This is a genomic window from Bifidobacterium samirii (assembly GCF_003952945.1).
Classification (GTDB): domain Bacteria; phylum Actinomycetota; class Actinomycetes; order Actinomycetales; family Bifidobacteriaceae; genus Bifidobacterium; species Bifidobacterium samirii.
Genome location: NZ_QXGK01000031.1, coordinates 1 through 11761, shown reverse-complemented (window position 1 = coordinate 11761; position 11761 = coordinate 1). Strand labels below are relative to the sequence as shown.

At 68.3% G+C, this 11761-nt stretch carries 9 protein-coding genes; all 9 read right to left on the bottom strand.

Translation table 11 applies throughout. The features are described from left to right. Positions 1 to 159 precede the first annotated feature (159 nt). Positions 160 to 2583: an alpha-L-rhamnosidase gene (locus tag D2E24_RS10065; protein WP_164521098.1), complete on the bottom strand. Its 2424-nt coding sequence runs from the start codon at positions 2581 to 2583 to the stop codon at positions 160 to 162. 188 nt (positions 2584 to 2771) lie between these two features. After that, entirely contained in the window at positions 2772 to 3749 is a 978-nt protein-coding gene (locus D2E24_RS10060) for a PPK2 family polyphosphate kinase (protein ID WP_241222968.1), read from the bottom strand. Positions 3750 to 4312: 563 nt separating this feature from the next. Further along, positions 4313 to 5482 carry an amino acid ABC transporter permease gene (locus tag D2E24_RS10055; RefSeq protein ID WP_241222967.1) on the bottom strand — a complete coding sequence of 390 codons (1170 nt, stop codon included), beginning with the start codon at positions 5480 to 5482 and terminating at the stop codon, positions 4313 to 4315. A gap of 3 nt (positions 5483 to 5485) precedes the next feature. Further along, the gene (locus tag D2E24_RS10050; RefSeq protein ID WP_125969189.1) at positions 5486 to 6163 is read right to left on the bottom strand and encodes an amino acid ABC transporter permease; all 678 of its coding nucleotides are present in this window, start codon (positions 6161 to 6163) and stop codon (positions 5486 to 5488) included. Beyond that, a complete protein-coding gene (locus D2E24_RS10045) occupies positions 6163 to 6999 on the bottom strand; it encodes a glutamate ABC transporter substrate-binding protein (RefSeq protein ID WP_125969188.1) in 837 nt (278 codons plus the stop codon). The genes D2E24_RS10050 and D2E24_RS10045 overlap by 1 nt, the downstream gene beginning before the upstream one ends. A 14-nt stretch (positions 7000 to 7013) precedes the next feature. After that, entirely contained in the window at positions 7014 to 7826 is an 813-nt protein-coding gene (locus tag D2E24_RS10040; RefSeq protein ID WP_125969187.1) for an amino acid ABC transporter ATP-binding protein, read from the bottom strand. 81 nt (positions 7827 to 7907) lie between these two features. Further along, positions 7908 to 8045: a hypothetical protein gene (locus D2E24_RS10400; RefSeq protein ID WP_164521097.1), complete on the bottom strand. Its 138-nt coding sequence runs from the start codon at positions 8043 to 8045 to the stop codon at positions 7908 to 7910. Positions 8046 to 8261: 216 nt separating this feature from the next. After that, positions 8262 to 10061, bottom strand: coding sequence for an aspartate--tRNA ligase (gene aspS / locus D2E24_RS10035; RefSeq protein WP_125969186.1), 1800 nt, complete (start codon positions 10059 to 10061; stop codon positions 8262 to 8264). Positions 10062 to 10094: 33 nt separating this feature from the next. Then, complete coding sequence (gene hisS / locus D2E24_RS10030; protein WP_125969185.1) at positions 10095 to 11483, bottom strand: histidine--tRNA ligase; 1389 nt, start codon at positions 11481 to 11483, stop codon at positions 10095 to 10097. Positions 11484 to 11761 lie beyond the last annotated feature (278 nt).

The following is an 11761-nucleotide window of genomic DNA, read 5'->3' as shown; positions in this document are numbered from 1 at the left end:
CCGGATCGCGGGCGTCGAACCGGAAGACGACGAAACCCCACAAGCCGACGCGGACTAGGATTTCACGCTCACCACAGGTGAGGCACCACTCCGGATTACGCGCTCATTTTCAAATGAGGCACCTCGGGCTTCGCCGTGGGCGTCGCGGCGGGCGTCCGGTCAGCCGGCCAGCAGGTCGTGATGCCCGGCCGGCAGGACGGTTCCGGCCGGCAGCCGACGCCCGTCGGCCGCGACGCGCGCGTCGACGCCCAGCTCCGCGACGACGCCCTGCGGGACGTCCACGGCGAGCGTGACGGCGCCGTCGTCGCCGGCCCGCCATGCGACCGACGCCCGGCCGTACGGGGTGACGTGCGCGGCGTCGCCGGACGTGATGCCGTGCGCGAGCGCCGCCGCGATGCGCGGGGCGACGCGGATGCGGCGCCATCCGGCGGCCGCCGATTCCAGTCCGCCGATCGCCGTGTGCATCCAGTCGAGGACGGAGCCGAACGCGTAATGGTTGAACGAGGTCATGTCGCCGGGGTTCACGTCGCCGGTCTCGAGCATCGAATCCCAGCGTTCCCATGTGGTCGTCGCGCCCATGCGCACCTGGTACAGCCAGGAGGGGCACCGGTCGGACAGGAACAGCGAGAACGCCTCGTCCGCGTGGCCGGTCGCGCACAGGGCGGGCAGGATGAACGGGGTGCCGGCGAATCCGGTGCCGATCATGTAGTCGCGTTCGCGCACGAGGGCGGCCAGCCGCTCCCCCGCCGCGTCGAGCAGGCGGGCATGTTCGGCGTCGTCCAGCCCGTCGAGCAGGTCGAGGGCGATGAGCAGCGCGTACGCGCATTGCGTGTCCGAGGTCATCGTGCCGTCGGAGCGCACGAACCGGGCACGGAATCCCGTGCGGATATGGTCGGCGAGCCGGTCGTAGCGTGCGCATGCGGCCGTGTCGCCGACGGCGGCGGCCATGCGTGCGGTCAGCGTGGCCGAGTGCGCGGCGAACGCGGTGGCGACGAGCGTCTTGTCGGTCATCGCGCGGGCCGCGTCGTCCGGCGGCGCGGTCGGGTCGAGCCAGTCGCCCAGCTGGCCGCACCAGACGTCGGGGCGGCGCTCCCATACGCCGTCGGGCGAGAGCAGGCCGGAGACCTGGTCCGTCCACCGGCATGCGAGCGGGAGGTGGCGGCGCAGTGCGGCCGTGTCGCCGGTGGCCTGGTAGAGCGCCCACGGCACCATCGTCGCGACGTCGCCCCAGAGGGCGACCGCGTCCGGCTTGCCCCAGCCGGGGAACGGGTAGGGCACGTAGTAGGGCACGGTGCCCCAGCGGTCGGTTTCGATCGCCACGTCGGCCAGCCAGCTGTCGAGGAGGCCGGCCACATCGTACAGGTAGGCAGCGGTGGGGGCGAACACGGCGATGTCGCCGGTCCAGCCGAAGCGTTCGTCGCGCTGCGGACAGTCGGTGGGGATGGATACGAAGTTCGACAGCATCGACCAGCGCGCGTTGTCGGCGAGCCGGTTGACGCGTTCGTCCGAGCAGGAGAACCAGCCGAGGCGGCGCACGGCGGAGCTGTAGACGCGCGTGTGCAGGTCGTCGGCGGTGAGCGGGAGGTCGTCGGGCCAGCCGTCGATGAGCGCGTATCGGAAGCCGTGCATCGTGAAGCGCGGCTCCCATACGGCGGGTCGGCCGTCGCTGACGTAGCGGTCGTGCTGGATGGCGCGGCGCAGCGGCCGTGTGGCCGGCGTGCCGTCGGGGTTGAGGACCTCGACGTGGCGGATGTCGATCGCATGGCCGAGTTCGAGCGCGGGGATGGTCAGCACGATGCGCTGCGTGCAGTTCTGGCCGAAGTCGACGAGCCGGCCGCCGTCGGCCAGCCGGGTGATGGCGGCCGGCCGATGCTCGCCGATGCAGTGCACGGCGGTCGCCTCGTTCGCCGGGTACAGGATCGTCGGGTCGAAGTCGAGCCGTTCGGCCGGCTTCCAGCGGCCGGAGGGCGCGGCGGCCAAGAACGGGGCGGCTCCTTCGCGCGCGTCGAACGTCTCGCCTTCGTACAGGCCGCTGGCCATGATCGGCCCGTAGCCGGCCTTCCAGCGTCCGTCGTCGGCGTTCGACGCGACGACCGCGACCGTGCCGTCCGCGTCGGTGATCTCGAGTTGCGCGATCACGCCCAGCCGGCTGCCGTAGCAGTCGGCCCGCCCGCCGTTGAAGCCGATCCGGCCGCGATGCCAGCCGTCGCCGAGCCAGAATCCCAGCACGTTCGCGCCGGGGCGGATCAGGTCGGTCACGTCGTACGTCCAGTACGGCAGGCGACGGTCGTACACGGTCCATCCGGGCGCGAGCACGTCGCCGCCGACGCGGCCGCCGTTGAGCCGCGCCTCGAACAGGCCCCACGCGCTCACGTGGAGCCGCGCGGCGACGGGCGTGCCGGTCACGTCGAAGTCGCAGCGGACGACCGGCGGCCGGCGCATCTCGCCGCCGGCGTCGGCCGGGTCCACGGCCACGGCGTCATCCGGGCCGCCGATCATCGTCGCCTGCCAGCGCACCGCCGGCGCACCGTGGTCCGGATCCGGCAGCCCCGCACCGTCGGGATTCGTGTTCAGCGTCGTCATCGTCCGCCCTTCATCGCCGCGTCCGCCGATCGCCGATGATTCACCGTCGGCATCGGCACTCTGTTTATGTACCGTTACATACAATAATGACGCCGCCATGATTAATCAATTCACGCTTCCACGGCAACGGAACGATCAGCCGATATGTACCGGTACAACGACGGCGGAACCAGCCTCCGGGCAGAGCGTCAGTCCGCCGCCAGCCGCCGGCGCACCTCGTCCGGGTCGACGCCGGGCGCGAGTCCCGGCCAGGTGAGGTTCATGTTGCGCAGCGTGGTGCGCAGCAGCTCGGACACGACGGCCCGCGAATACCAGCGGTTGTCGGCGGGGACGAGATACCAGGGCGCGTCGGGTGTGGACGTGCGTTCGAACGTCTCCTGCCAGGCGGCCATGTAGTCGTCCCAGCGCTCGCGCGCCTCCAGGTCGGACGGGTCGAACTTCCAGCGTTTCTCCGGGTCGTCGAGCCGCCCGAGGAAGTGGCGGCGCTGCTCGTCGCGGCTGACGACGAGGAAGATCTTGACGATCGCGCAGCCGTCGGCCGCAAGCTCCCGTTCAAACGCGTTGATGACGTCGAATCGCGCCTGCCGCGCCCCTTCGTCGAGCGTGCCGCCGATGCGCGGCATCACGACGTCCTCGTAGTGGGAGCGGTCGAACACGGCGATCCAGCCGTCGCGCGGCAGTTCGCGCCGCACGCGCCACAGGAAGTCGTGCTCCAGCTCCTCGCCTTCGGGCCGGCCGAACCCGTGGTAGTGGATGCCCATCGGATTGCCCTGCCGGAACACATGGCGCACGATGCCGCCCTTGCCGGACGCGTCCATGCCCTGCAGCACGATCAGCAGCCGCCGGTGCGACCCGCGCGCCCCGTTGGCGTACAGCAGGCTCTGATAGCGGGCTATCTCGGTGGAGCTCAGTTCGATGAACCGTTCGGCCTCGTCCTTGCCGCCGCCGAATCCGGGCGTCGAGTCCCCGTCGACGCGCCCCACCTGCACGCCGGGATGGAACATGAGCCGCTGGGCGGGCGGCAGCGTCCATACGGCGCTGAGCAGTTCGCTCGACTTGGCGGCGCGGGCGAGCCGTTCCGCCATCGTCGTGCCGTCGTCGATCGTCTCGATGCGTTCGCGCGCCTTCTTCAGCGCACGATCCACGCGCTTGTCGTCCTTGCCCATGCCATGATTGTACGGCCGCGATGCCGCCACGGCGGCAACCGCGCCGAACCGTGCCGGGTCGCGTCGCAATCCGCACATCATCGTCCCGTCACATACGAATCCCGACACAACGCACGCCCCCAGCGTCGCAATCCGCACAGAAAACCCACCCCGTATACGGATTCCGACGCAACGCACGTCCCCGGCGACGCAATCCGCACTGTCGCAATCCGCACATCATCGTCCCGCCGCATACGAATCACGACGCAACACACGCCCCCAGCGTCGCAATCCGCACAGAAAACCCACCCCGTATACGAATTCCGACGCAACACAGGTCCGCAGCGTCGCAATCCGCGCACCAGACCAGTCCCGCATACGAATCCCGACGCAACGCACGTCCCCGGCGTCGCAATCCGCACTGTCGCAATCCGCATATCATCGTCCCTCCGCATACGAATCACGACGCAACACACGCCCCCAGCGTCGCAATCGGTACGGAAGACAACGTCCGTATGCGGATTGCGACGCGGCGGATACGGCGAAGGCCGGGGATCGGCCCCGGCCTTCGTCACTTCACGGCGTCACGCCTGCTTCGGCTTGTCGCCGGCAGACGGCTTGCGTCCCGGCTTGCCGGGTTTGCCGGGAAGCCCCGGCCTGTCCTTGTCCCGGACCGCCTTGACGGCGGCGGGGAACTCGCCGGTGAGCGGGTCGACCTGCGATTCGGGATGCGTCTCGTCGTAGCCCTGCTCGTAGCGGGTGCGACGCCAGTTGTGGATCGACGCGTTGGTGCCGCGGTGGTGCACGTGGTACTTGCGCGGCGCACCGCCGTACGGCAGCTCCTTGACTTCCTTCGCGACGGCGATCTGGTTGACGTTCGACGGGTCCATGATCGCGATCGGGGCGACCGGCTCGGGTTCGGCCGGCGCCGCGGTGCGCTGCTGCATGCGCGACGGCAGCCATTCGGCCAGTCGCGACAGCAGCCAGCAGGCGACGAAGTAGATCAGCGCGGCCATGACGAGCGTCTGCAGGATGTTGAAGTACATCGAGCCGAGTCGGCGCGATTCCTGCAGCAGGTCGGTGTACATGATGATCGAGCCGAGCGCGGTGTCCTTGAGGACGACGACCAGCTGCGTGACGGCGGCCGGCAGCATCGCGAACACGGCCTGCGGCACTTCGATCTGCATGAGCGACTGGGTTTCGGTCAGGCCCAGCGCGACGGCGGCCTCGCGCTGTCCGTTGGGCAGGTTGCCGACGCCGGAGCGCACGAGCTCGGCCACGACGGATCCGTTGTACAGGACCAGCGCGAGCACGACGGCCCAGTAGGACGGGCTGGGCAGGCCGGCGAACGCGAACCAGCGCCAGAAGAAGATCATCATGAGCAGCACCGGCACGGCGCGGCAGAATTCGACGATCACGGCGGACACGGCGCGCAGCAGCGGGTTCGGCAGCAGTCGGCCGACGCCGAACACGAGGCCGAACGCGACGGCGCCGACGACGGCGAGCACGGTCGCCTTGACGGTCATCCACAGGCCGGGCAGGTAGAAGTCGGTCCACGCCTCGCGTTCGACGGCGGGCTTCCACAGCTCCCACGACAGCTGGTTCTCGCCGTCCGGCGGATTGTGCAGCCGCATGAGGATGAGCACGACGATCAGCGCGAACACGATGCCGGCCACCCAGTTGGCGATGCGGATGGTGCGCCGTCCCTTGGGGCCGGGCGCGTCGAACAGCACGGAATTGGACGTATCAGCCATCGGTCACCTCCTGACGGCGAGCTTGTTGGACAGGAACGTGGTCAGCATGCCGATCGGGATGATGAGGATCACGTAGCCGAACGCGAAGATCAGGAAGATCTGGATGATCACGTCGGGACGGAATTCGATCATCTCGCTCATGAGCGACGACGTCTCGGTCGAGACGGACGCGGCCGCGGCGACGGTCGAGTTCTTCAGCAGCGCGATGAGCGTGTTGCCCAGCGGCGCGACCGACCCGCGGAACGCCTGCGGCAGGATGATCTGCGACGCGGACTGGAAGAATCCCAGGCCGAGCGCGCGCGCCGCCTCCGCCTGGCCGACCGGCACGGTGTTGATGCCGCTTCGCAGCGACTCGCACACGAACGCCGCGGTGTACAGGCTCAGACCGGTGACGGCCAGCCAGAAGAAGTTCGTCGAGAACGTGTCGGAGAAGCTGAGCTTGAGCTGCGCGTAGGCGCCCAGCACCATGAACACCATGATGATGGTCAGCGGCAGGTTCTTGAACAGCTCCACGTACACGCCGGCGATGAACCGCAGCGACGAGACGGGCGAGATGCGCATCATGACGAGGATGACGCCCAGCACCATCGAGAACGCGGCCGACCACAGGGTCAGTTCGATGTTGACGAGGAAGGCGCCGAGCACGTCGTACTGGGCGAGCAGTTCCGTGAATCCGTTCATCACAGCTCCTCCCCTTCGTTCGCGGTCGGCGGGTTGTACTCGGGGTTCGGCGTGTAGTCGGTGCCGGCGGTGTTGTCCTGGATGGCCCGCTCCCATGCGCCGTTGTTGACCATTTCGGCGATGGCGAAGTTGATCTTGGTGGCCAGTTCGGTGTCGCCCTTCTTGATGCCCACGCCGTAGTATTCCTGCGTGAACGGCGAGCCGACGACCTTGAGCTTGCCGCGCGACGCGGAGGCCAGGCCGGCGAGGATGATGTCGTCGGTGGTGACCGCGTCGACGATGCCGGAGAACAGCGCGGTGGCGCATTCGGCGTAGCCGGGCTGCTCCATGAGCTGCACTTCGGACGCGAACTTCTCCTTGACGGTGGCGGCGGACGTGGAACCGGTGACGGAGCACAGGCGCTTGCCGTTGAGGTCCTCGGGGCCCTTGATCGAATCGTCGTCCTTGCGCACGAGCAGGTCCTGGCCGGCCACGAAGTACGGACCGGCGAACGAGACGGCCTTCTTGCGCTCGTCGGTGATCGAGTAGGTGGCAAGGATCATGTCGACGTCGCCGTTCTGCAGCATGGCCTCACGCTGCTTGGACGGCGCCTCCTTCCAGATGATCTGGTCCTCGGAGTAGCCGAGCTTCTTGGCGATGTACTTGGCCACGTCCACGTCGAAGCCGACGTAGGTGCCGGACTTCTTGAAGCCCAGGCCCGGCTGGTCGAATTTGATGCCGATGCGGATCTTGCCGGATTCGTCCGAGCCGCACGCGGCGAGCGAGAACGCGCATGCGAGCGCGCATACGGCGGCGGCCGCGCGGGTCGCCGCCCGTTTCAGTGATGTTGCGATCATGCGGGGGCGCCTCCTCAGTGGGTGAGGATCTTCGACAGGAAGTCCTTGGCGCGGTCGGTCTGCGGATGCTCGAAGAACTCGTCGGGGGCGTTCTCCTCGAGGATCCGGCCGTCGGCCATGAACACGATGCGGTCGGCGGCCTTGCGCGCGAAGCCCATCTCGTGCGTGATGCACACCATGGTCATGCCCTCGCGGGCGAGTTCGACCATGACGTCGAGCACCTCGTTGACCATCTCGGGGTCGAGCGCGGAGGTCGGCTCGTCGAAGAGCATCACCTTGGGTCGCATGGCGAGGGCGCGCGCGATGGCGACGCGCTGCTGCTGGCCGCCGGAGAGCTGGGAGGGCATCTTGTTGGCCTGGGAGGCGACGCCGACGCGGCCGAGCAGGTCCATGGCCAGGTCCTCGGCCTCCTTGCGGTCCATATGGCGCACCTTGATGGGGGCGAGCGTCACGTTCTCGAGGATGGTCTTGTTGGCGAACAGGTTGAACGACTGGAACACCATGCCGACCTCGGCGCGCAGTTCGGCCAGCTCCTTGCCCTCCTGGGGCAGCGGCTTGCCGTCGATGCGGATGACGCCCGAGTCGATGGTCTCCAGACGGTTGATGGTGCGGCACATGGTCGACTTGCCGGAGCCGGACGGTCCGACGACGACGAGCACCTCGCCCTTGTTGACGGTCAGGTTGATGTCCTTGAGGACGTGCAGGTCGCCGAAGTGCTTGTCTACGTGGGTCAGTTCGACGAGGGGATGGTCCGGGTATTCGACGCCCGGCACCAGAGGCGCCTTCGGGCGCGACAGGTCGTTGCTTTCTTCTTTCTTATCTACCATAGGCGGCAGTATACCGGCAGCGTGTTACCGGACCCCGTCCGTCCCGATATGCGATATCCACATTCTGGGACCGGCATGCGGTCACCCCAGCATCGACAGGCGCACCAGCCCTATGATCGGCGCCGACAGGACCGCCACGGCGGCGCAGATGCGATACGTCCATGCTTCCGGGACCAGACTGACGTAGGCGGTCCGGATGCGTTGCCATATGTGCTTCATGATTCCACGCTACCGCCGTCGGCCATGCCGTTTTCCGATCGTCGGTGAACGGACGATGAACATCGTCCGACGGCTGCACGCGGCCGTGCCGACATCCGGTTCCGACCCGCCGAGACGTCCCCCGGATACGGCGAAGGCCGCCCACTCGGGGCGGCCTTCGTCATCGTCTCGTCGGCCCGTCGCATCGGCGTACGGGCCAACGCACGGACTAGCGGATCAGTCCTCGTCGTCCGGATCGTAGTCGACGCCGGTCTCGGCGCGCTGCGCCTCGGAGATCGGGGCCGGGGCTCCGGTCAGCGGGTCACGGCCGCCGCCGGCCTTCGGGAAGGCGATGACGTCGCGGATCGAATCGGCGCCGGCGAGGATGGCCGCGGTGCGGTCCCAGCCGAGCGCGATGCCCGCGTGCGGCGGGGCGCCGTACTTGAACGCCTCGAGCAGGAAGCCGAACTTCTCGTCGGCCTCCTCCTTGCTGATGCCCAGCACGTCGAGCACGCGGTCCTGGATGTCGTCGCGGTGGATACGCACCGAGCCGCCGCCCATCTCGTTGCCGTTGCACACGATGTCGTACGAGTCGGACATCGCGTGGGCCGGATCCTGGTCGAACGTGTCGATCCAGTCCTTCGACGGCATCGTGAACGGGTGGTGCATCGACGTCCACTTGGAGTGGCCCACGGCCACGTCGTCGTCATCCGGGTCGTCGGTGGACTTGAACAGCGGGAAGTCCACGACCCACGTGAACGCGAACTTGTTCGGGTCGAGCAGGCCGGCGCGGTCGGCCAGCTCCACGCGCACCGCGCCCAGCAGCGTCTGGGCGGACTCGCGGCGGCCGGCGGCGAAGAACACCGCGTCGCCCGGCTCGGCGCCCACGGCCTCCATCAGGCCGGCGCGCTCCTCGTCGGACAGGTTCTTGGCGACGGGTCCCTTGAGCTCGCCGTCCTCGGCGAACGACACGTACGCGAGGCCCTTGGCGCCGCGCTGCTTGGCCCATTCCTGCCAGGCGTCGAACTGGCGGCGCGGCGTGGAGGCGCCGCCCTTGAACAGGACCGCGCCCACGTACTCGGCCTGGAACACGCGGAACGGGGTGTCCTTGAAGAACTCGGTCAGCTCGATCAGCGGGTTGCCGAAGCGCAGGTCCGGCTTGTCGGAGCCGTACTTGTCCATCGCCTCCTGCCAGGTGATGCGCGGCAGCGGCAGCTGGACCTCGTGGCCGGCGGCCTTCCAGATCTCGGCGATGACCTTCTCGGCCATGGCCATGACGTCCTCCTGGTCGACGAACGCCATCTCCATGTCCAGCTGGGTGAACTCGGGCTGGCGGTCGGCGCGGAAGTCCTCGTCGCGGTAGCAGCGGGCGATCTGGTAGTAGCGCTCGACGCCGGAGACCATGAGCAGCTGCTTGAGGAGCTGCGGGGACTGCGGCAGCGCGTACCAGGAGCCCGGCACCAGACGGGCCGGCACGAGGAAGTCGCGCGCGCCCTCCGGGGTGGACTTGATCATCGTCGGCGTCTCGACCTCGGTGAAGCCCATCTCGTCGAGGGCCTTGCGGGCGGCGCGGGCCATGTCGGAGCGCAGCTTGATGTTGCGCTGCATGGACGGGCGGCGCAGGTCGAGGTAGCGGTACTTGAGTCGCACGTCCTCGCCCGGCAGCTTGTTCTCCGACTCGTTCTCGAGCGCGGTGGACACCTGGAACGGCAGCGCGTCGGACTTGGCGAGGATCTCGATCTCCTCGGCCACGACCTCGATGCGGCCGGTCGCCAGATGCTCGTTCTCGTTGCCCTCCGGGCGCAGGCGGACCTCGCCGGTCACGCGCACGACGAACTCGGAGCGCAGCGGGCGCGCCATCTCCTCGTCGTAGATGACGACCTGCACCAGTCCGGTGGTGTCGCGAAGGTCCACGAAGGCCACGCCGCCGTGGTCGCGGCGACGGTCGACCCAACCCGCGAGCGTCACCTTCTGCCCGACGAGCGCCTCGGTCACGTCGGTGGCATGATGTGTTCTGTAAGCCGTCTGCTGGCTCATGCTTCCTCTTTCCTTACGATCCGGCCTTGGAAATCAGGCGATTGCAACGGTCTGCCGAGCGTACACGCTATCCGGCTCCCACGACCGGGCGTCGGCCGGCGTCTGCTCGCCGGTGACGATGTTCTTGACCTCGTCCACGGCCTGTTCGTCGGCGGCGTCGGCCGGGAACCACACGTACGGGATGCCCAGCTTGTCGGCGTACTTGATCTGCTTGCCGAGCTTGGCGGCCGTCGGCGCCACGTCGGCGGCGATGCCGCGCGCGCGCAGCTCGCCGGCGATGCGGTTCGACGCGGCACGGTCGGCCTCGTTCCACACGGCCACGAGCACGCACGCCGGCGACACGCGGTTCGCGTGCGCGCCCGCCGTGTGCAGCATGTACGACACAAGGCGTGACAGGCCGATCGACAGGCCCACGCCCGGATACTTGCGGTTGCCCTGCGACGCGAGATTGTCGTAGCGGCCGCCCGAGCACACCGAGCCCAGCGACGCGGCGCCGTCCAGGAACGTCTCGTAGACGGAACCCGTGTAGTAGTCCAGACCGCGGGCGATCTTCAGGTCGGCGATCACCGAGCCCGGGCGGATGCGCGCCGCCTCGTCGACGATCATCGCCAGCGTGTCGAGACCCTGACGGGCCAGCGCGTACGCCTCCGAATCCGTCGCGATGCCGTGCGCCGCGCACAGCGCGTCGAAACGCTCGGCGAGCTCCGCGCCGTCGGCGGCGGTCAGCTCGGCCAGCTCCAGGCAGGCGCGCGCCTGCGACTCGTCGGCGCCGCAGCCCTCGACCAGCAGCTTCGCAACCTCGTCCGCGCCGATCTTGTCGAGCTTGTCGATCTCACGCAGCACGCCCTCGATGTCGGTCAGGCCCAGACCACGGTAGAAGCCCTCGGACAGCTTGCGGTTGTTCGCATGCACGGTCGCCTTCGGCAGACCGAACGCGCGCAGACGCTCCAGCGCCGCCACCATCACCAGCGGCAGCTCCACCTCGTAATGGTCCGGCAGGTCGCCCGCGCCGATCACGTCGATGTCGGCCTGCACGAACTCGCGGAAACGACCCTCCTGCGGGCGCTCGCCACGCCACACCTTCTGGATCTGCCAACGCTTGAACGGGAACGCCAGATCACCCGAATGCTCCACCACATACCGGCTCAGCGGCACGGTCAGATCGAAATGCAGGCCGAGACGCTCCTCGACCGGGGTGTCGTTCTCCTGGCCGACCTCCTGCAGACGGCTCAGCAGGTAGATCTCCTTGCTGGTCTCGCCCTTCTTGAGCAGGCTGGAACCCTGTTCCACGGCACGGGTCTCGATGCCGATGAATCCGTTGAGCTCGAACACTTTACGGAGCGTGTCGATGACACGCTGCTCCACAACACGTTCAGAGGGGAGCCACTCTGGAAATCCTGAAATAGATGCGCCTTTAGCCACGGTTCCCTATAATAAGGGAGGTTGCGGAAAACGCCGGCCCGGTCTCAGGCGGTGGCGGCGCGTTCCACAGCCCTCTCTACCACCTGAGCTTAAAGGAGCTGGCCATGAGCGACGAGACCGTCATCGCACCCGAGAACACCAACGAAACCACCGAGCAGGCAACGGCGCCCGCCCCCGAGGAGAAGGCCAGCGCAACCCCCGCACAGCCGACGCCGGCGAGCATGCCCAAGCCGCACGCCCGGCTTGGGCATGCTCGCCGGCGTCGGCTGTGCGGGGGT

Excerpts from the sequence above, each read along its gene's own strand:
- D2E24_RS10045 (WP_125969188.1), bottom strand. The coding sequence starts at position 6,999 with ATGATCGCAACATCACTGAAACGGGCGGCGACCCGCGCGGCCGCCGCC.
- D2E24_RS10050 (WP_125969189.1), bottom strand. The coding sequence starts at position 6,163 with ATGAACGGATTCACGGAACTGCTCGCCCAGTACGACGTGCTCGGCGCC.
- D2E24_RS10060 (WP_241222968.1), bottom strand. The coding sequence starts at position 3,749 with ATGGGCAAGGACGACAAGCGCGTGGATCGTGCGCTGAAGAAGGCGCGC.
- D2E24_RS10400 (WP_164521097.1), bottom strand. The coding sequence starts at position 8,045 with ATGAAGCACATATGGCAACGCATCCGGACCGCCTACGTCAGTCTGGTC.
- D2E24_RS10055 (WP_241222967.1), bottom strand. The coding sequence starts at position 5,482 with ATGGCTGATACGTCCAATTCCGTGCTGTTCGACGCGCCCGGCCCCAAG.
- D2E24_RS10065 (WP_164521098.1), bottom strand. The coding sequence starts at position 2,583 with ATGACGACGCTGAACACGAATCCCGACGGTGCGGGGCTGCCGGATCCG.
- D2E24_RS10040 (WP_125969187.1), bottom strand. The coding sequence starts at position 7,826 with ATGGTAGATAAGAAAGAAGAAAGCAACGACCTGTCGCGCCCGAAGGCG.
- aspS (WP_125969186.1), bottom strand. The coding sequence starts at position 10,061 with ATGAGCCAGCAGACGGCTTACAGAACACATCATGCCACCGACGTGACC.